Source organism: Acinetobacter sp. NS-4, assembly GCF_037402435.1.
GTDB lineage: Bacteria > Pseudomonadota > Gammaproteobacteria > Pseudomonadales > Moraxellaceae > Acinetobacter.
In genome coordinates this window covers 104,992-123,828 of sequence record NZ_JBBEUE010000004.1, presented here as the reverse complement: position 1 = coordinate 123,828, position 18,837 = coordinate 104,992, and the positions used below count along the sequence as shown (strand labels likewise).

The following is an 18,837-nucleotide window of genomic DNA, read 5'->3' as shown; positions in this document are numbered from 1 at the left end:
CATGTTGATGCTTTATTCGCCAAACATTTTTTTGGCCATACGCTGTGCCTGTTTGCCATAAAACCAATAGGTCAAAAGATAAAGCGGGATGGCAATCAATAAAAGCATAATCAGTACAATACTCATAAATTGCGGATTTTTAAGATATAAAAGAAAATTCTGCCAAATTTCAGGATCATTCTTGGCAAAAAGCCCAATACCCAGCAGTAAAAAGGCCAGGTTATAGCCCCAGAAAATTGCCGTGAATCCCAGAGTGATTTTTTTGCGTTCCTGATCGGTCGGTGCACGTCTCTGTTGCTTTAAAAACTTATACAGCACTAAAATCATTGCAGTTAAATAAGGCACGATGGTCAGCACTCCACCCATGCCGGCTGGCAGTAAAGCAGCCAGTACGCCGCAAATACAGGTAAAAATAAAACAAAAGAAAAAAAACCATAAAAAATATCGATTTAATGACACGATGTACCTGCATAAACAACTTTTAGAGCTTCAGTATAAAAAAAAATGAGTTTTTTTTCATTTTATTGTCAACCAATCTGTAAAAGCCTGCGTTATATAGGGTACGAAGTTCATAAACCGTTAATTTGTACCGGCATCCACAATATTTTCGGTGAACTTTTCTAAAGCAATAAACTTAGTTTCAGGTTTTAGTGCGGAACAGCAGCCCAAGCTAAAACTTGCAACAGATTTTTTGACCGACGATTTCATCATCACTCGAATCGTCGGTCTTTTATTTTCTAAAGTCTATTTTAATCTTAATGATCTGTATGAGCCATACAGGCATCTAAATAATACTGACTTAATCTGTGTTCGAAAGCTTGCAATCAAAATGAGACTCGGAAACGTCATCCACAACCTGCGTGTTCTCTGCATAATATTATTTCTGCGAAACAATGAAAAAAATCCAAGAGGTGAACAGGTTTTGTGGATGACAATGGTTTTGCCTACTTTTGCCAAAACAAAAGTAGGTCGAACCGAAGGTTAATCCTGTAATATCTGTCAATACTGTAAGACACCGACGAAATTATTCATTTATTTTTTAATATTTAGAATAAAAATTTGCACTGCAAACAGGTTAATTTAGACCACGATTAAATAATTTACTTCATCCCAAAAATCAACTTCAAGCCCAGCAAAGTCATGATTCCACCCGCTGCACGGTCAAAACCGGCTTTAAATTTTAAATAAACACGGCGTGGCTTTTCTGCCGACAAAGCAACTGCAACCAGTGAACACCAGCCTGCATCAATAAAGAAGCACAGAATGGGTAACACAAAATAATAATAGGTCGGAATTTCTTTGGGTAAAAGTGCAGTAAAAATACTGGCCAAGACAATCGCAATTTTTGGGTTGGAAAGCTGGGTAATTAAGCCTGTGGTATATGCACGGCGTAGTGACATTTGAGCTGCTGAATCATGGCCAGATTCAATTGGCTCTTTGGCATGTTTAATAATTTTATAAGCCATCCACAATAGATATAAACCACCACAGATTTTTAAAGCCAAATAGGCTGACGGCACTGCCAATAAAAAGGCCTGTAATCCAAGCACGGCCAACAGGCCAAAAATGGCAGCTCCTGTGCCTGTACCTAAAGCGGTAAATAAGCCATGCCGACGTGAAATTGCAATTGAATTTTTAGCGACATAAATTGATGTCGGTCCAGGACTCATTGCGCCTAACATCAAGGCAAATGCAATTGATCCCAAAATCCATAATGATTCCACGAGTACACCTGTTTAAATTAATTTCGCGGCAATTTTACAATTTAAAAAGCTGAATATCTCCCAGTATTTCACCTCTTTTTCACAATTCCACCGAATAATTCACTAGGCATTTACAAAATTACCTATAGAATCACTAACCAAGCGAATTAAATCCCTCATTAATGAGAAAATAGATGAGCATAGCTGCTGTATAGCGAACGACATTTGAGTCTGGAAAAGAGCGTTTAGCTTGAAAAAAAAGATAAGCATAATTCGTCTAAAATTCGCAGCATTGGATCCATTTCAGTGGCAGCCCACAAAACCGGAAAATGAAAATCAGTACATCATTTCGGCACAATAATTTATTGATGCATATAAATTTAGACCTGCCAACGGGCAGGTCTAGCTTGATTTAAAGTTCGGGATTAAAACTCAGCTCAGTTTATTCTTGAGCCACTGGCTGAATTTCACGCGCGCTAAGCTGAGAAAGCCGATAATCTTGCTCATACACAGGCACACCACCAATAATCATGCTGCGCACTTCTGTTTTCGGCTTGTTATAGTCATTTTTGGCATCGCAAGCAGTCATCAACAGCAACATACACAGCGATAAACCTACGGATAGCGTCTTCATCACATATCCTCTTTTTCATAGTTGTTATATTTTTTAGATTAACACTAATGGGTATTTTTCGATCATTTTTTTATGCTTTTAATTCAATTTCTTAAGATATTTTTACAAAATAAATATCGCTATTAAAATTTACACTTCACAGAACTAGCCATTCAAAATTTAAAATCAACTGCCTAATAAAATTTAATCTTCACTCTCGCCTGTCTGTCGCAATCTCCGTAGATACACACGCTTAAGAAATAATATTGCTATAGCTAAAAATATTTTGCGTACAATACGGTTAAATATTTATGGATCATGATGAAATGTTTGACCGTATTGCACAGTCAGTCACTTATCAGCAACTTGAGCTGAATGCACCCATTACAGTGACCGTGAAGCGATTGGATCAAATTCATCCTCAAATTTCCGGCAACAAGTTTTTTAAACTGAAATACAACTTTCTGGAAGCAGAGCAGCAAGGCTTTAAAAAAGTCCTGACTTTTGGCGGTGCTTATTCCAATCATATTGCGGCTACCGCTTATGCAGCACAGCTGTTCGGCTTTGCAAGTGTTGGGATTATTCGCGGTGAAGAACTTAAAGATAAGGCACTCAATCACACCTTGGCCACCGCTCAGCAATTGGGTATGCAATTGCATTTTGTCTCCCGACAACACTATCGTGAGAAAAACAGTCCCGTATTTCTAGAGCAACTGCAACAGCACCATCCAGAGCATTATCTCATTCCCGAAGGTGGAACCAATACACTTGCCATTCAAGGCTGCAAGGAAATTTTAACTGCCGAAGACCGGTACAATTATGATGTGATCTGCTGTGCCGTTGGAACAGGCGGAACGATGACAGGACTGATTGAAGCAAGTTCCAACCATCAGCACATTCTCGGATTTTCTGCACTAAAAGGTGATTTCCTCAAGTTGGATGTGCAGCAATGGACCAGCAAACAAAACTGGCAGATTAGCGATGCCTATTGCTGCGGTGGTTATGCCAAGACCAGTCCTGAACTATTTCAGTTTATGCAGTCCTTTGAATCCCGACATCATCTCCGATTGGAACAGGTCTATACCGCTAAAATGATGTATGGATTGATGGATTTAATTGGCCAAAACCATTTCCCGGCAGGCAGTCGCATTCTGGTAATTCATACTGGCGGCCTACAAGGTCGGCATAGAGATGCAGATCTATCCTGAAATTGAGCGCAAAATTGTCTATAATGCCCTGCTTTTATCTCCGCAGGTTGCTCATGTCTACAAATCAGTATGATGTCATTGTTTTAGGTGCAGGTGCATCAGGTCTGATGTTGGCATTTATGGCAGCACAGCGTGGCCGTAAAGTTTTGGTGCTGGAAAAAGCCAACAAAGTGGGTAAAAAAATCCTGATGTCGGGTGGCGGTAAATGTAATTTTACCAATTTGTATGTCGAGCCTGAAAACTACATTTCACATAATCCACACTTTGTGATCTCGGCCTTAACTCGCTATACCAACTGGGATTTTATTGGCTTGGTATGTGAACACGGTATTGAATATGAAGAACGAAAACACGGACAGCTGTTTACCTTAAATGGTGCCAAAGAAATTTTGGCCATGCTTTTGAAGGAATGCGAGAAAACCAGTTTGGTCGACATTAAAACCAGCTGTGAAGTCAAAGCGGTGACGGTTGTAGATGAACAAGGTTTTCAAGTTGCGACTACGTCTGGTTATTTCCAGGCTGAATCGGTGGTTGTGGCGAGCGGTGGTTTATCTGTACCTACGCTGGGTGGTTCAGGGATCGGTTATGAAATTGCCAAACAGTTTGGCCATCATGTTCATGCTACCCGTGCAGGCTTGGTGCCCTTTACTTTTAGCGACCAGTTCAAAGAAGTCACCACACGTTTAAGTGGTAATGCTGTCGATGCCACCCTATCGAATGATTTAAACAGTTTTACTGAAGCCTTGCTGTTTACCCATCGTGGTTTAAGTGGCCCAAGTTCGCTGCAACTTTCCAACTACTGGAATGTCGGTCAAAGTTTTCATATCAACTTCCTGCCTGATCTCGATCTGGTGAATTTCTTTAAAGCAAAAAAAGCCAGCCAGCCTAAAGTGTTGCTGCGCACCTTGTTAAATGAGCATCTGCCAAAAAGTGTGGTGCTGGAACTGCAAAATTTAATCTGGACAGAGTCTGCCGATACGGCAATTGGTAATTTAAGTGATGAAAAATTAGAACAGATTGCCAAGCGTCTGCATCAGTTTGAAGTGAAACCTTCAGGCACTGAAGGTTACCGTACTGCAGAAGTAACTTTGGGTGGTGTCGATACCACAGAAGTTTCATCCAAAACCATGGAAAGCAAGAAGCAGCCAGGCTTGTACTTTGTTGGTGAAGTGCTGGACGTGTCTGGTCATTTAGGTGGTTTTAATTTTCAATGGGCATGGGCGTCTGCACATGCCGCATCGCAATATGTTTAATTCATTCACACTGAATTATTCTAAATAATCGGTACGTAAAATTTCAACATTCTGTTTCTGCTGCATACGCACAATTGCTTGATTCATCTTTGCAACTGCTTGTGTATGTTGGCAGTCTTGTTGGAATGTTTGACCAAATAAATCAAAAAACTTCTTAACTAACATCATAATTTCCCCTCAATAATTATTTATACGTCCTAGTATAGAATGATGAATATTTCAAGAATATTAAAACTAAGTCTTTATATTCTATAAATATTGCAATTATATTTAGCATAATACATGCCAACAATCGAGCATTTATTGATTATTTTTCATCTGAATTTTCGGCTAAATATTCTTGATATTCTTGACTTCTCTCTTGAGGCTCAGCTTTAAATTGGCAAATACAAATTTATAGGCACTAATAAAGAATCCAGCCGTAATGCCTGCGATCACAATTGGTACAAGAAACTTGTTCGGTTCTCTTTTACTCATTTAAATCTCCTGTTAAGAATTAGGATTTAGTGAAAATTCGTCTATCGTTGCAACGATGTATATTTTTTTTACTGATATCAGGCTCGAAATAGAAAAATTTAGTCATGCTAACTAACTGCTTCATAATGGGGAAGTAACAAAAAAACATGCTCATCCATTGAGCACAAACAAAGCAGCGCTTTGTTTGTGCTCATTTGGCCAATTTTTTCTAAGGCAATCGATTATTGATCATCTTTAGGGTTGGGATTATTTTGTAGCGGCTGATTAGGATTAACATTTAGCGAATCTGGAACACCCTGATCAGAAATTGAAGGTTTATTTGCTGGAGGGTTAGTGCCCTGTCCTGAAGTTTCTGGATCATGTTCAGTAAATTCACGTGCAGCCAGAGCAGAGACTGAATTTGAATCCTGTTCTGAAGTGATTTGGTCCGAATTTTCCTTATGCAAAGGATTAGGCTCCTTCGCATCTTTTTTGCATTTATCAATTAAGTCATTCAGCACCTGTTCGGCAGGCTGACGTCCACCCAGACCAAAGGCCAATGCAAAGGCCACGGCAACCGCGCCCAGTGTGAGACCAAAGGCCAGATTAACAATAGAATCGGCAATACCCATTGCACGCAAGCCCATAGCGATTACCAGCCCCATAATCAAGATACGGACCAGATTGGCCAGCCAGCGTGAACTGTTGTATTCGCCCCGCCCAATCACTTGTGCCACCAGATTGGCCAGCCAGAAACCGATCATCAGAATGACTGCACCCAATAAAATATTGGCACCAAACTGGATAAACATCGAAATCAGTGCACTAATTTGTTCAAAACCTAATCGGTTTGCAGCTTCAGATACTGCAAACAGCATGGTGAAGAACACAATCAGGTAGCCAACGATTGTAGAAACCTTGGTTTCACCCAGGAAGCGCTGTGCATCCATTTTGGCCGGAATTTCATCTACACCGGTTCCAGAAATGACATCGACCACCAGATTGGCAACGAAACGGGACACCACATAAGCCAGAATCAGGATCAAGCCAGCTGCAATAATGTGCGGAATGGCATTCATAATTTCATACAGCATGGCTGTGGCAGGCTGCGAAATTGCCTCAATACCCAAGGCTTCAAATGCAATGATTAAAGCGGTAATGATGATGACTGCAAAGATGAATGAACCGAGTACTTGCGGCAAATTGGAATTTTTAAACATTCCGATTTTTTGTGCCTGCTGTTGCAGGTTCAGACTGCGAACCAGACCTTCAACAATACCGCGTACAATTTTTGCCAGAATATAGCCAACAAATACAATTACACCGGCAATGAAGATATTCGGCAAGAATGAAACAACTTCATTCACCATGTTCTGTACAGGGAACAATAATCCGTTCAGACCCAGAATAGACAGTACAATAGGCAAGAACAGTAATAAAATCAGCCAGTAGACAATATCACTAATATTCTGGCTAATTGGGCTTACCCCCACATCCGCACTGAGTTTTTCATCCAGCTGAGTACGGTCGAGCAGTCTCTGCAAGCCTATCTTGACCAGATTGGCGATAATCCAGCCCACAAAACCTACTGCTATCGCAGCGATCAGTTGAGGGATAAATACCAGGATATTTTGCAGCATATTGCTGAACGGCCCACTCACACCGGTGAGGTTGAGTACATTCAAGGCACCAATGATCGCAATGATCATGACCACCCAAAAGACAATCCGGGAGACAATATTTTCAACATTGGAATGGTGTCCGGTGGCTCCGGAAAGTCGGCGATTGGTTTCCAGTTTTTCTAAAACTTTTTTAATGCCTGCTGCAATAATCAGAGCCAGAAGCCAACCTATCAATAAAATAGCGACGGCAGCTAAAATGGGATGAAATTGATTCCAGTAATACATGGCATCGAATTCACCGCCTCTAGGGCCTCCAGAAAAATATTCATTCATACGGTTATTCCTCTTGTTATTACTTATTGATGTTCTGATGAATCGGGGGTTATGTAGAGTGTGCTCAACCTGAAATGACGACATTAAAAACACATTAAATTTCGATGATTTTTTATTCAACACGAACCAGCATAAATACAACAAAAGCGCACATGAGAATGCACAAAAGCCCTAATCCTTTGCAGATTAGGGCTTTAAAAAATATGACTTAAGTTTCGAGCTATCGATTTGATGCAGTCGCAGTATTGCTGTCTGTGGCTACAGCGTCATCTGTTGCTGTAGCGGTGGTGCTGTTATTTGGTGTTGCAGGTTGGGCAGTAGGTTCAGGATGTCCTGGAGGTGCATCCTCTGCGGTGGGTTTATTATCCGCAAACATGTAAACCAGTACGGCAATGAAGAACACACCCACAAGAACTAAAATATAAACTGGCAAACGTTTCTTTTGAGATCTTTCTTCTGCGCTAGTAACATGAGGTGGTTTGTTAAAATCATGTGTCATGTTTTTCCCCTCTTTTTATCTAGTTTCCGTATTTTTATATTAACAATATTTGCTGATGGGTTATGTATAAAAGCATAGTGACATGGTGAATACATGTAAATTTTACTTAAAAAACAGTGGATGGCGAAAATAGCCTTTTAAATCGTTTTAGCACTAAAAACAGTTTAGCCATTTGATTTTAACTCATGCCAGAGCTCATTTAATTACTGCTATTACTGTTTTAATGACTGTCTAAGGGATTTTCATTACACTTTTTTTATATTGGGCATAATGAATTGTTAGTTTATTTAAGTCCCGGTAAAATTTAAAAAAACCGAAAAAGTAATTTAAGTTACAGTTTTAAAATAAGTAAATTAACGGTCTTTTAATCGTGGTCAGTTTAACAAGATGATATGTGCTTGAGGTGCTGAAAAATCTAAAATGAGCTATAATTATGCACCTTGTTTTTCATGCTGCTTAATTTTATGGCGTATCGTCAGCAATCTGTAACGCTTGATCTGGACACTGATGTCACCCATCAATGTGGCTTGCATTACACACGTGATGAACATCTGATTGGTATTATTGAATTTAATAAACCAAGTTACATACTTAAATGGGGTGATCTGGAATATTTCCGCCGTCGTACCGAAGAATTTTCGGTGATGCCTTTCCCCGAGTGCATCAATGCCATGGTGATCGACATTCGTAATATTGCGCCTTTTTTAGACAATGAAGTGCCGATTATTCCTTGGCGCTTGCTGGAAGAAGAGTGCCCGATTCGATTGGTGGTTCCGCAAGACCGTCTTGAACATTATTCAGGTCTGTTTGAACCGACTTGGCTCACCAGCGATGTAGAAACGGCCATTCAAGAAATTCGTGAATATATTGATATGTTTGTGCATTAAAAGATGAACAATAAAAAAACCTCCGCAGTGGAGGTTTTTTTGTGCCTTTAAAGTCCCCCTTTGGACAAAGGGGGATTTAGGGGAATTCAATTTACGAGATAAATTATTCCGTTTAATCCCTCCTAACCTCCCTTTAAAAAGGGAGGAACTCTAAATGCTCTTACCAATAATTCTCTACCGCAATATTGCCTTCACCACGACGGTTCATCTTCAGACCACGCGCTTTTAATGCTTCTTTGGTATCTTCCACCATTTGTGGGTTGCCACACAGCATCACATGGCTGGTTTCAACATTCAATTGTAGTCCCACCGCTTTTTCCAGTTCCCCATTTTCAATCAGCACAGGCAAGCGGTCATGTAACGCTGCATTGGGATCTCGGGTGATAATCGGTACGAATTGAAAGCCGCTATGCCCTTCACCAAATGTTTCTGCAATTTCCTGAATACGCTCTACATAAGCCAGTTCAGCTTCTGTTCTTACGCTATAGACCAAGTGGATATTTTTATATTTAGACCAGGTTTCAAAGTCTTGTAGCATGGAAATAAACGGTGCCAAGCCTGTACCTGTAGCCAACAGCCATAAATCCTGCGGCAAAGGCAGTTGATAACGTGCCAGGGTTAAAAAGCCATAGGGAATTTTTTCCAGATACAGCTCATCACCCACTTTGAGATGTTGCAAATTCGAGGTAAATGCGCCTTCGGGTACCACAATTGAGAAAAATTCAAGCGTTTCATCAAATGGTGATGACACTACAGAATAAGCCCGAACCACCAGCTCATCACCCACTTTTAAGCCAATACGTGCAAACTGCCCGGCGGTAAATTTGAAATGCGCAGGTCGCGTCATGGTAAAACTGAATAAGTTATTGGTCCAACGGTGTACAGATAAAACTTTTTCTAAGCTAAATTTTTCAATTGACATGATTTCAACGTGGCATGAAAGACTGTGCTCATGGTAGCATGACCACATAATTTATTAATATTTTTTAAATGTTAAGGCTCTATTCATGCGCATGACTTTACGCCAGTTGGCTGTTTTTGTAGCAGTCGCACAAGAAGGCACAGTAACCAAGGCCAGTGATGCCGTCAAGCTCACGCAAAGTGCTGCAAGTATGGCTTTAGCAGACTTGGAAGATGGCTTAGGTGCTCCACTGTTTGACCGTCTCGGTAAACGTCTACAACTCAATGATTTAGGCCGCTTTTTACTCCCGCAAGCTCTGGAAATTTTAGGTCGTTGCGACGCTTTTGAACAGGCTGCCAAAGGTGAATTGCAAAGTATTGACCTGCGCTTGGGTGCAACATTGACTATCAGTGATTATCTGATGCCCGACCTGATGGCAGACTTTCTACAGATCCAGCCGCAAGCACATTTGCAGTTGCAAGTGGGTAATACCCGGCAGATGATTGAAGCCGTGAATCAGTTCCAGCTTGATTTAGCCTTGATTGAGGGTTCATGTCATCTGCCACAATTACAGTGTATCCACTGGCGTGACGATGAACTTGCGGTGTGTTGTGCACCGGATCATCCATTGGCGCAACTTGGACGTCCATTAACCTCTACGGACTTCGAGGCAGTAGGTGTAGAGTGGATTTTACGTGAAGAAGGTTCAGGTACCCGTGAAGTTTTTGATAATGCAATTCTCAAAGATTTACCGGATGCCAATATCCGATTAACCCTCGGTCATAATGAAGCCATTCTTAAAATTGTCGCTGGTGGTCTGGGAATGTCCTGTATTTCTAAACTCGCCATTGAACCTTTACGTGAAAAAGGTCAGCTGGTCATTTTAGAAACCCCTTTCTGGCAACTGACTCGACCTTTATTCATGTTGGTGCATCGTCAAAAATATCAGGGTCCGGGTTTAAAAGCCTTTATGAAATTCTGTGAAGAATAAAAAATGATTTAAAAAAAGCGCCTAAGTGGCGCTTTTTTATTACCAGCGTGAATCATTTTCACACGGTTCGCCATCGTTATTACCATCCATTTTTGTTCCTGGACAATTTCTTAAGAAGAATAATGCTTCTTCATAAGAACTCATTTGTGAACAATGCGTTCGTCCATCACATTTAAATTGTGTGGTTGCCAGCCTCACTCCATTTTGCTGATCAATACTAGCACTGATTTTTTCTGAACGCGGTTTATTGGTATTATAAGTTTCAGCAGCTAGATTACGCTGCCCCTGCTCCGATAAAATCGCTTCTGGTAAATCTCCCAGTGCTTCTCGCTGTTCCGACACAATACGCTGTTGCTCTATGATCAACTGTTGTGCTTTCAGCTGCTCGGTAGTGCGATAATCCTGATATTTGCCATAGCCCATCACAGCTCCCACCGCCATGATGATCAATGCAATGCCGATCAAGATTTTGCCTGTATGTCCACCTTTATGATAACGTGACGAAGCAGTCGATTTTTTGCTACCCGATGGCTTGGCGGCTATGCGATCCATTGAAACAGATTGTATGTCCAGTCGCACAATACGATCGGCTTTGAATTTACCGTCATCTTCGGCAATAATAAATTTAAAGTTCTCACCGACTTTAGGTTCGATACTGCTATTTGGTACATCCTGAATGTGAAAGAACACATCTTTCACCTCCCCATCCACTGCTATAAATCCAAAACCACACGTAGCATTATAGGTTTTGACTTTCCCCTGAATAAACATAAGGCACTCTTTTTCATTTATATTTTTTCTTATTATAATAAAAAAGAGACTAAAAAGTCTCTTTTCCATTCAGATCATTTGCAATGATCAGCGTTTAAAGTTAGACAGCAAAGCTGAAGTAATCGACTTGTTATGTGCTGCCACTTTAGATTTTTTAGCTTTCGCAGAATTGTCTTCGATACGCTCAATTTTAACAGCTTTATATTTATCGCCATTTTGAACAACATTGAACTTCACGCGTTCGTTACGTTTCGGTTCACCATCAGCAGCTGGGAAATCTGAAATATGGAAGAATACGTCACCTTCTTCTGACCCAATAAAACCGAACCCTTTTGCAGCGTCGTATTGCTTTACTTTGCCCTGATACAATTCATCTTTCATGTTTCTGTCCTATTCTAAAAATCCATATCTACAGTATATAAAAAAGAGGCTGTATCAGCCTCTTTTTTTGATTCTTTCAAAAATTAGTCTTTTTGAACTGAACCAAAGATTTTATCACCGGCATCGCCAAGACCTGGAACGATATAGCCGTTTTTATTTAAACCATCATCAATAGATGCGGTGAAAATTGTCACGTCCGGGTGTTTTTCTTCTACTTTCTTAATCCCTTCTGGCGCAGCAACCAGAACCATCACGCGGATATCTTTACAGCCGCTGGCTTTTAATACATCAATAGCTGCAACCAATGAAGAACCGGTTGCCAACATCGGGTCGATGATCATCGCCAAACGGTTTTGTACGTCTGGTACCAGTTTTTTATAGTAAGTACGTGCTTGCAAGGTTTCTTCATCACGCTCAAGACCCAGTACCGATACTTTGGCACTTGGAATCAGGTTTAAAAAACCGTCTAACATGCCAATACCGGCACGCAGAATTGGCACAACGGTAATTTTTTTCCCCGCAATACGGTCTACGGTTACTTTGCCATTCCAGCCATCAATTTTATGCTCACACATCGGTAAGTCTTTGGTTGCTTCATAAGTAAGCAGCATGGTGACTTCTTGAGCAAGTTCGCGGAAGTTTTTTGTACTAATGTCTGCACGGCGTAGCAAACCAAGTTTATGTCGGATAAGCGGATGACGGATTTCATGAATAGCCACGGGAGAACACCTAAAAGATGAGATAAAAATTTCGACTATTATAAATGTTTTTTATATCTCTTATAAACAAAAAGCCCCCTAACTAAGGAGGCTTTTTGCTAAAAACTTATATTTTTTTTAGATTAGTGTTGAGACAGCATGAAATGCAATGGAGATAAAATCTCGGCTTGGAGCGCTAACTTGATGAGCGGATCTGGGTAAACACCAATAACCAATACAGCAAGTGCCGCAGCCAACACCATAATACCACCCACTTTTTGACCCCAATGTTTATCGGCATCAATACGTGGGGTATCCGGCGGAGTCATGTACATCACCACCATCACACGCAGGTAGTAGTACAAGCCAATACCAGAACCAACAACAATCATTGCAGCAAGGAACCAGTGCTGAGTTGTTACCGCAGCCATTACCACCAGGAACTTACCAATGAAGCCCGCAGTCAATGGAATACCTGCAAGAGATAACATCATCACAGTCAAGGTTGCAGTAAGCACTGGACGACGCCAGAACAAACCACGGTAATCTGCAAGGCTTTGTGCTTCATCCACATTGTTAAACGGACTAGACATTAACGCTACAACACCGAAGGCACCGATCGTAGTCAACACATAAGTGATTACGTATACCGACACGTTACCCAAGCTCGCGTAAGTCATGCTGATTAAACCAATCAACAAATAACCAAAGTGTGCAATTGAAGAATAACCCAGAATACGTTTCAAGTTCACTTGACGCACTGCAAGGAAGTTACCCACCAAGATAGAAAGCACCGCAATAATCGTGATGATGGTTACGATTGACTCTACCAGGATTGCACCTGAAGTGAGTAAATAACGTACGAACAAGCCAATGGTCGCTACCTTGGCAACAGTTGCCAGGAATGTAGCGATTGGTGCTGGTGCACCTGCATAAACGTCTGGTGTCCATTTGTGGAATGGTGCAAGAGACAATTTAAATGCAACGGCAAAGACAATTAAGCCTAGACCTAAAATCACCATTGGCTGTTTGATGGCTTGCATCAATGCCTGAACGTTGTCATAGAAAGATAACGAGCCGGTATATGCATAAATATATGCCATACCCATCAACAACATTGCAGAAGCCGTTGCTGAAAGCACCAGGTATTTAATACCCGCTTCTAAAGATTGCGAACGCTGATGTGTATAAGCCAACAGGCCGTATACAGGAATCGACATCAGCTCAAGGCTAATAAAGAACGCTGCATAGTGAGAGCTTGCAACCATGAGCATTGCACCCGCTACCGAACACAACATCAGGATATACAGTTCTTCACGGTTATCTTGATAGCTTTCAATATAAGCATGTGACAAGGTACAGCAAGCCAGTGCAGCAACCAGAATCACCAATTGATAAAGCAAGGTAAATGGATCAACCATAAACATGCCCATCACGTTCGACGGCGCAAAAGCACCACCGAACATCGCAATCAGGACGTATGCTGCAGCAAGGTTTAAACCGACTACAGAGGCTGTTGCAATTAAATTATGGTTACGTTTAATTGCAATGAGAAGCATCACTACGATCGCAGTTAAAGCCACGATCATCACAGGAGCTAATGGCATAAGCTCAGAAAATGACATTGTGAAGTTCATGGCTTATTGGATCTCCACATTTTGTTGAGATACGACTTGTTGAGTCGCATCGACAACTTCTTGAACTGGGATATAGCTGTTTGCTAACCACGCCATGCTTGAATTTGAAATATCAAGGAAGCTTTGTGGGTAGATACCGAGCCATAGTAGACCAAAAGCACACACTAACAAAATAACAATTTCACGCGCATTCAAGTCTTTCAATGGGTTTGTATTATGTTGTTTTTGCTCTTCATTTGGCGTACCAAACAATGCTTTGTGAATCAGGATCAAGCCGTAAAGACCTGCCAACACCAAGCTGATTGCTGCCACAATGGTGTAGGTTGGGAATTTACCGAATGAACCCATAAGAATCAGGAATTCACCAATAAAGTTACCTAAACCTGGAATACCGACAAGTGCAGCAACAAAGAACATCAAGAAGAATGAAAGGTATTGGAACTGACCACGCATACCGCCCATTAAACGTAAATCACGTGTATGTAAACGCTCATACACTTGACCACACATAATGAACAATGCAGCAGATGAAATACCATGTGCCAGCATCATGATCATTAAGCCTTGGAAAGTCAGAATATTACCGGCATAAAGTGCAAGTAATACAAAGCCCATGTGCGAAATAGACGTATACGCAAGCAAACGTTTCATATCGGTTTGTTGGAAAGCACACCAAGCGCCGTAGAACACACCAATTAAACCGAAGATGATGGCAATGTCTGCAAACTGTGCAGAAGCTGCCGGGAAGAAAGGCATAACAAAACGCAGCAAACCGTATGCAGCTGTTTTAATCAAAATACCGGCCAAGTCAACAGAACCAGCTGTTGGGGCTTGAGCATGTGCATCTGGTAACCAGCCATGCAATGGGAACACTGGAAGTTTTACAGCGAAACCAATGAACATACAGATCATCAAGGCATAAGCCACTGATGGCAATTGTGCATCCAGGGTATTCGCCACACCTAACAAGTAGTTGTAATCGAAACCGATCATACCGGTCATCATGTAACCGTAGACCACCAGACCCAGGATACCGATCAGCATGATCAGGCCTGCAACCTGCGTATAGATAAAAAACTTGGTCGCTGCGTAAACACGTGACTTACCGTCTGCTCCCTTATGACCCCATAATGCAATCAGGAAGTAGATTGGTACCAGCATCATCTCCCAGAAGAAGAAGAACAGGAACAGGTCAATCGCCAGGAATACACCGATTACCCCACCTAAAGACCATAAAAGGTTCAGGTGGAAGAAACCAACATTTTTTTGAATCTCACCCCATGAACAGCCCACTGCAAGTACACCGAGTAATGCAGTCAAGCCAACCATAAGAAGTGAAAGACCATCCACCGCAAGGTGAATGTTAATGCCGAGGGTTGAAATCCACGGCAACATGAATTCGGCAGCCCAAGTTGGAACTTTTGCGCCGAGTTCGTAGTTATAAGTACCCGAATTCCAAAGCGCAACGGTTAGACCCAAAGTAATGAGCATACCGAATAGCGCAATGTAACGTGGTAATTTGTCGTTGAACTTGTCAACTAACCAGCAAATAAAACCTGCAATGAACGGTACGAGGATCAGCGCGGGTAAAATCCAGTTGTTTGTGATTTCCATCTTATTTCCCCACTACCTGAATCACGATCAGGATCATCAGTAACACCACTACACCGAGTGACATACTTGATGCGTATTCACGCAATGAACCTGTTTGACGTGAGCTGGTGAAGCTATGGCCACCTTTCACAATGGCAGGAAGCACTAACCACAAGCCATCAATCGGATCACGACCTAAAATTTTCGCGATAAGCAAATATGGTTTCACAAATACGATGTTATACAACGCATCAAAACCAAGTGCATTACGGCAGATATTAGCAAGACCAGCACCGAATGGAGTACGGGCAAAAGCTTTCACTGCATTATATGCAAAGGCAAATAACACAATACCCACCACCAGACCGGCAAGTGCGATACCTACTGCTGTATATTCAGCACCGTGTACACCTGCTTCAAGCGCTTCAGGAATGACAAATGCTGGAATATTGGCTTTGGTTAACGCAGCTTCTACTGGTGCTTTCAAGAAGTAAGCCAGACCAGTTGAAAGTACCGCAAGGATACCCAGCGGAGCCCAATAAGTTGCGCCTTTGATTTCGTGATACGGTGTGTTTTCTTTGCCAAAGAATACAACCCAGATTAAACGGAATGTATAGATTGAAGTTAAGAACGCACCGGCAACACCTGTCCAGTACAAGCAGTTATATACAGGAAGATTTGCAATATGGCTTTGTGCCCAAACTGCACCAAGGATGGCATCTTTAGAGAAGAAGCCGATGGTCAAGAATGGAATTGCAGCCAACGCACCGCCACCAATCGCGAAGCAGGCAAACAGGAATTTGTTATGTTTGAACAAGCCACCCATTTTGAAAATGTTTTGTTCGTGGTGGTAAGCCAGAATCACCGCACCAGAAGACAAGAATAATAATGCCTTGAAGAATGCGTGTGAAAGCATGTGGAACAGACCAGCCTGGTATGCTTCAGCACCCACAGCCATAAACATATAACCCAGCTGACTCATGGTTGAGTAAGCCAGAATACGTTTGATGTCGGTTTGAACCAATGCAGCAAAACCAGCAACAATCAATGTTACCGCACCAGTGATCGAGATAAACATCATCACTTCTGGTGTCATTTCAAGCACGGAGAACATACGGCAGCACAGGTAAATACCTGCTGTTACCATTGTTGCAGCATGGATCAATGCAGAAACAGGTGTAGGACCTGCCATTGCATCGGCCAACCATGTCTGTAATGGAATTTGCGCAGATTTACCGGCAGCACCCAAGAACAACATTAATGATGTCCAGATCGCAAGTGAATGGTCACCCGCTAAAACTTGAGGTGCATTGGCAACGATTGTTCCAATATGCAAAGTACCAAACTGTTGGTAAAGCAAGAACAATGCAATCAGCAAGAACACATCACCAATACGGGTTACGGTAAATGCCTTGATTGCCGCAAAACCATTTTCAGGGTTTTGGTAGTAGTAACCAATCAACAGGTAAGAACACAGACCTACGCCTTCCCAACCCAAGAACAATAACGCCAGGTTATCGCCAAGAACGAGCAGCAACATACTTGCTACGAACAGGTTGAAGTAAGAGAAGAAACGTGCGAAGTCTTCTTCACCGCGCATGTACCATGATGCAAAGATGTGAATCAGGAAACCCACACCTGTGATCATGCCGGTCATGAGTAAAGACAGGCCATCTAAATGCAGGCTCATGCCGGGTGCAAAACCACCGACATTGAACCAAGTCCAAAGATGTTGAACTTGAGCCACTGAACCATTGCTTACAAAGCCCATGCCAGCAATCAGTGCAAATAAAGCAGATAAACCGACTGAACCGACACCAATAATGGCTGCTACATTTTCAGGAAGCTTGTTACGCCCCGCCGCTAAGAGGACAAAACCAATGAGCGGAAATAATACTGTTAAATATAAATAACTCATCCGCGCATCTCACTAGCAGCATCCACATCCAAATGATGGAAGCGATGGTAGAACTGAAGGACGATCGCAAGACCAATACAAGCCTCTGCAGCAGCAAGAGTTAAAATCAAGATAAACATAATCTGTCCATCTGGCTGTAACCATGCACTACCCGCTAAAACGAACGCAAGCGCAGCTGCGTTCATCATGATTTCAAGGCTCATCAACATAAATAATAGGTTGCGTCGCACCATTACACCGTAAAAACCCAGTGCAAAAAGAATGGTTGCAACGATCAAACCATGTTCTAAAGGAATGTTGCCCATTATTCTTTTTCCTCTTTTGCACTTGGTTCACGTTTACCTAAGTGGAATGCTGCAACGAGGGCTGCAAGCAATAACATTGCGGCAACTTCTACCAATAGTAAGTAGTGAGTAAAGAGCGCTGTACCTACAGCTTTAGGTCCCACAACTTGAGTGCCCATCACAGGACCTGCGGTTGTGTAATCTGAACCAAGCATCCAGACAAGCACTAAGCCCATCAGGAAACTCATCAATGCTGGATATGCCCATGCAGATGAAGTCAGCCATTTACGTTCCTGTTCAACCGTATGTTGACCAAGATTCAGCATCATCACCACAAACACGAACAACACCATGATTGCGCCAGCATAAACAATAATTTCAAGCGCACCAGCAAATGGCGCGCCCACGATCATGAACATGCCTGCGACAGCAAGCAATGACACGATCAGGCTTAATAAAGCATGTACAGGATTCGCGTTAGTTACAACACGAACCGTAGATACAATGGCCACGAGTGCCATCAAATAAAATGGCCACATCATGGTAATAAGCTCCGTACGTCAACAGGTGCACTTTCACGTTGTGCCTGACCTTTGTCTTTACCTGTAACTGCCATACCGGTTACACGGTAGAAGTTGTAGTCCGGATATTTACCAGGACCTGAAATGAGCAAGTTCTCTTTCTCGTAAACCAAGTCTTGACGAACGTATTCACTTAACTCGAAGTCTGGTGTCATTTGAATTGCAGTCGTTGGACACGCTTCTTCACACATACCGCAAAAAATACAACGAGAGAAGTTGATACGGAAAAACTCCGGATACCAACGACCATCTTCTTTTTCTGCTTTTTGTAGTGAAATACAGCCCACCGGACAAGCCACCGCACATAAGTTACATGCAACACAGCGCTCTTCGCCATCCGGGTCACGTGTCAAGACAATACGACCACGAAAACGTGGCGGAACAATTTGTTCACCCGGTACTTCTGGATAAAGAATAGTGTCACGTTTACGTGTCACGTGGCTGAAGACCATCCACAGTGAACGTACGATTGACCCGAATCCAGCTAGAATTTTATACATTTTGTACT

The 18,837-nt window shown here is 42.0% G+C and carries 22 protein-coding genes; 4 read left to right on the top strand and 18 right to left on the bottom strand.

The annotated features are described in order from the left end of the window. Positions 1 to 12: 12 nt before the first annotated feature. The 4 genes from WAE57_RS04735 to WAE57_RS04720 all read right to left on the bottom strand — a co-directional run bounded on the left by WAE57_RS04735 (position 13) and on the right by WAE57_RS04720 (position 2,337). The gene (locus WAE57_RS04735) at positions 13 to 462 is read right to left on the bottom strand and encodes an ABZJ_00895 family protein (RefSeq protein WP_337708897.1); all 450 of its coding nucleotides are present in this window, start codon (positions 460 to 462) and stop codon (positions 13 to 15) included. 117 nt (positions 463 to 579) lie between these two features. After that, positions 580 to 708, bottom strand: coding sequence for a hypothetical protein (locus WAE57_RS04730; RefSeq protein WP_269091498.1), 129 nt, complete (start codon positions 706 to 708; stop codon positions 580 to 582). Between the two features lie 392 nt (positions 709 to 1,100). After that, entirely contained in the window at positions 1,101 to 1,724 is a 624-nt protein-coding gene (locus WAE57_RS04725) for a LysE family translocator (RefSeq protein WP_337708738.1), read from the bottom strand. Positions 1,725 to 2,145: 421 nt separating this feature from the next. Next, positions 2,146 to 2,337 (bottom strand): NF038215 family lipoprotein, encoded by a 192-nt coding sequence (locus tag WAE57_RS04720; RefSeq protein WP_086174864.1) that lies wholly within the window; start codon positions 2,335 to 2,337, stop codon positions 2,146 to 2,148. A gap of 305 nt (positions 2,338 to 2,642) precedes the next feature. On the opposite strand from WAE57_RS04720, the gene WAE57_RS04715 reads away from it, so the two are divergent. Beyond that, positions 2,643 to 3,524 (top strand): pyridoxal-phosphate dependent enzyme, encoded by an 882-nt coding sequence (locus WAE57_RS04715; RefSeq protein ID WP_337708895.1) that lies wholly within the window; start codon positions 2,643 to 2,645, stop codon positions 3,522 to 3,524. A gap of 53 nt (positions 3,525 to 3,577) precedes the next feature. After that, a complete protein-coding gene (locus tag WAE57_RS04710) occupies positions 3,578 to 4,777 on the top strand; it encodes an NAD(P)/FAD-dependent oxidoreductase (protein WP_337708736.1) in 1,200 nt (399 codons plus the stop codon). A gap of 15 nt (positions 4,778 to 4,792) precedes the next feature. Here WAE57_RS04710 and WAE57_RS04705 read toward each other — a convergent pair whose 3' ends face one another. The 4 genes from WAE57_RS04705 to WAE57_RS04690 all read right to left on the bottom strand — a co-directional run bounded on the left by WAE57_RS04705 (position 4,793) and on the right by WAE57_RS04690 (position 7,687). Beyond that, on the bottom strand, positions 4,793 to 4,945 hold the full coding sequence (locus WAE57_RS04705; RefSeq protein WP_237786146.1) for a hypothetical protein: 153 nt from the start codon (positions 4,943 to 4,945) through the stop codon (positions 4,793 to 4,795). 162 nt (positions 4,946 to 5,107) lie between these two features. Continuing rightward, positions 5,108 to 5,254, bottom strand: a complete 147-nt coding sequence (locus tag WAE57_RS04700; RefSeq protein WP_337708734.1) for a hypothetical protein — start codon at positions 5,252 to 5,254, stop codon at positions 5,108 to 5,110. Between the two features lie 221 nt (positions 5,255 to 5,475). Further along, positions 5,476 to 7,188 carry a mechanosensitive ion channel gene (locus tag WAE57_RS04695; RefSeq protein ID WP_337708732.1) on the bottom strand — a complete coding sequence of 571 codons (1,713 nt, stop codon included), beginning with the start codon at positions 7,186 to 7,188 and terminating at the stop codon, positions 5,476 to 5,478. A gap of 220 nt (positions 7,189 to 7,408) precedes the next feature. Further along, positions 7,409 to 7,687 (bottom strand): hypothetical protein, encoded by a 279-nt coding sequence (locus tag WAE57_RS04690; protein WP_086174868.1) that lies wholly within the window; start codon positions 7,685 to 7,687, stop codon positions 7,409 to 7,411. Between the two features lie 464 nt (positions 7,688 to 8,151). On the opposite strand from WAE57_RS04690, the gene WAE57_RS04685 reads away from it, so the two are divergent. Further along, positions 8,152 to 8,574 carry a hypothetical protein gene (locus WAE57_RS04685; RefSeq protein ID WP_086174960.1) on the top strand — a complete coding sequence of 141 codons (423 nt, stop codon included), beginning with the start codon at positions 8,152 to 8,154 and terminating at the stop codon, positions 8,572 to 8,574. A gap of 160 nt (positions 8,575 to 8,734) precedes the next feature. Here the strand turns inward: WAE57_RS04685 and WAE57_RS04680 are convergent, their stop codons facing one another. Further along, positions 8,735 to 9,496, bottom strand: a complete 762-nt coding sequence (locus WAE57_RS04680) for a ferredoxin--NADP reductase (RefSeq protein WP_337708729.1) — start codon at positions 9,494 to 9,496, stop codon at positions 8,735 to 8,737. An 85-nt stretch (positions 9,497 to 9,581) separates the two neighbouring features. On the opposite strand from WAE57_RS04680, the gene gigC reads away from it, so the two are divergent. Beyond that, positions 9,582 to 10,466 (top strand): LysR family transcriptional regulator GigC, encoded by an 885-nt coding sequence (gigC, locus tag WAE57_RS04675; RefSeq protein ID WP_337708727.1) that lies wholly within the window; start codon positions 9,582 to 9,584, stop codon positions 10,464 to 10,466. Between the two features lie 39 nt (positions 10,467 to 10,505). Here gigC and WAE57_RS04670 read toward each other — a convergent pair whose 3' ends face one another. From WAE57_RS04670 to nuoI, 9 genes are all read right to left on the bottom strand, one after another. Continuing rightward, the gene (locus WAE57_RS04670) at positions 10,506 to 11,237 is read right to left on the bottom strand and encodes a cold shock domain-containing protein (RefSeq protein ID WP_337708725.1); all 732 of its coding nucleotides are present in this window, start codon (positions 11,235 to 11,237) and stop codon (positions 10,506 to 10,508) included. 87 nt (positions 11,238 to 11,324) lie between these two features. After that, complete coding sequence (locus tag WAE57_RS04665) at positions 11,325 to 11,618, bottom strand: cold shock domain-containing protein (protein WP_237786140.1); 294 nt, start codon at positions 11,616 to 11,618, stop codon at positions 11,325 to 11,327. An 83-nt stretch (positions 11,619 to 11,701) separates the two neighbouring features. After that, the gene (gene upp / locus WAE57_RS04660) at positions 11,702 to 12,337 is read right to left on the bottom strand and encodes a uracil phosphoribosyltransferase (RefSeq protein WP_337708723.1); all 636 of its coding nucleotides are present in this window, start codon (positions 12,335 to 12,337) and stop codon (positions 11,702 to 11,704) included. Between the two features lie 122 nt (positions 12,338 to 12,459). Then, the gene (nuoN, locus tag WAE57_RS04655; protein ID WP_237786139.1) at positions 12,460 to 13,953 is read right to left on the bottom strand and encodes an NADH-quinone oxidoreductase subunit NuoN; all 1,494 of its coding nucleotides are present in this window, start codon (positions 13,951 to 13,953) and stop codon (positions 12,460 to 12,462) included. 3 nt (positions 13,954 to 13,956) lie between these two features. After that, entirely contained in the window at positions 13,957 to 15,561 is a 1,605-nt protein-coding gene (nuoM, locus tag WAE57_RS04650; protein WP_171263984.1) for an NADH-quinone oxidoreductase subunit M, read from the bottom strand. Positions 15,562 to 15,568: 7 nt separating this feature from the next. Next, positions 15,569 to 17,464 carry an NADH-quinone oxidoreductase subunit L gene (gene nuoL / locus WAE57_RS04645; RefSeq protein WP_337708721.1) on the bottom strand — a complete coding sequence of 632 codons (1,896 nt, stop codon included), beginning with the start codon at positions 17,462 to 17,464 and terminating at the stop codon, positions 15,569 to 15,571. Then, positions 17,461 to 17,769 (bottom strand): NADH-quinone oxidoreductase subunit NuoK, encoded by a 309-nt coding sequence (gene nuoK / locus WAE57_RS04640; protein ID WP_004651041.1) that lies wholly within the window; start codon positions 17,767 to 17,769, stop codon positions 17,461 to 17,463. Before nuoK ends, nuoL begins: the two co-directional genes overlap by 4 nt. Next, entirely contained in the window at positions 17,769 to 18,287 is a 519-nt protein-coding gene (gene nuoJ, locus WAE57_RS04635) for an NADH-quinone oxidoreductase subunit J (RefSeq protein WP_171259646.1), read from the bottom strand. The genes nuoK and nuoJ overlap by 1 nt, the downstream gene beginning before the upstream one ends. Next, on the bottom strand, positions 18,287 to 18,829 hold the full coding sequence (nuoI, locus tag WAE57_RS04630; RefSeq protein WP_086174877.1) for an NADH-quinone oxidoreductase subunit NuoI: 543 nt from the start codon (positions 18,827 to 18,829) through the stop codon (positions 18,287 to 18,289). The genes nuoJ and nuoI overlap by 1 nt, the downstream gene beginning before the upstream one ends. Positions 18,830 to 18,837 lie beyond the last annotated feature (8 nt).

Bases quoted from the DNA above. Each gene is read 5' to 3' on its own strand.
- WAE57_RS04730 (WP_269091498.1), bottom strand. From the start codon at position 708: ATGAAATCGTCGGTCAAAAAATCTGTTGCAAGTTTTAGCTTGGGCTGC.
- WAE57_RS04720 (WP_086174864.1), bottom strand. From the start codon at position 2,337: ATGAAGACGCTATCCGTAGGTTTATCGCTGTGTATGTTGCTGTTGATG.
- WAE57_RS04715 (WP_337708895.1), top strand. From the start codon at position 2,643: ATGTTTGACCGTATTGCACAGTCAGTCACTTATCAGCAACTTGAGCTG.
- WAE57_RS04710 (WP_337708736.1), top strand. From the start codon at position 3,578: ATGTCTACAAATCAGTATGATGTCATTGTTTTAGGTGCAGGTGCATCA.
- WAE57_RS04705 (WP_237786146.1), bottom strand. From the start codon at position 4,945: ATGATGTTAGTTAAGAAGTTTTTTGATTTATTTGGTCAAACATTCCAA.
- WAE57_RS04700 (WP_337708734.1), bottom strand. From the start codon at position 5,254: ATGAGTAAAAGAGAACCGAACAAGTTTCTTGTACCAATTGTGATCGCA.
- WAE57_RS04695 (WP_337708732.1), bottom strand. From the start codon at position 7,188: ATGAATGAATATTTTTCTGGAGGCCCTAGAGGCGGTGAATTCGATGCC.
- WAE57_RS04690 (WP_086174868.1), bottom strand. From the start codon at position 7,687: ATGACACATGATTTTAACAAACCACCTCATGTTACTAGCGCAGAAGAA.
- WAE57_RS04685 (WP_086174960.1), top strand. From the start codon at position 8,152: ATGGCGTATCGTCAGCAATCTGTAACGCTTGATCTGGACACTGATGTC.
- WAE57_RS04680 (WP_337708729.1), bottom strand. From the start codon at position 9,496: ATGTCAATTGAAAAATTTAGCTTAGAAAAAGTTTTATCTGTACACCGT.
- gigC (WP_337708727.1), top strand. From the start codon at position 9,582: ATGCGCATGACTTTACGCCAGTTGGCTGTTTTTGTAGCAGTCGCACAA.
- WAE57_RS04670 (WP_337708725.1), bottom strand. From the start codon at position 11,237: ATGTTTATTCAGGGGAAAGTCAAAACCTATAATGCTACGTGTGGTTTT.
- WAE57_RS04665 (WP_237786140.1), bottom strand. From the start codon at position 11,618: ATGAAAGATGAATTGTATCAGGGCAAAGTAAAGCAATACGACGCTGCA.
- nuoN (WP_237786139.1), bottom strand. From the start codon at position 13,953: ATGAACTTCACAATGTCATTTTCTGAGCTTATGCCATTAGCTCCTGTG.
- nuoL (WP_337708721.1), bottom strand. From the start codon at position 17,464: ATGAGTTATTTATATTTAACAGTATTATTTCCGCTCATTGGTTTTGTC.
- nuoK (WP_004651041.1), bottom strand. From the start codon at position 17,769: ATGGGCAACATTCCTTTAGAACATGGTTTGATCGTTGCAACCATTCTT.
- nuoJ (WP_171259646.1), bottom strand. From the start codon at position 18,287: ATGTGGCCATTTTATTTGATGGCACTCGTGGCCATTGTATCTACGGTT.
- nuoI (WP_086174877.1), bottom strand. From the start codon at position 18,829: ATGTATAAAATTCTAGCTGGATTCGGGTCAATCGTACGTTCACTGTGG.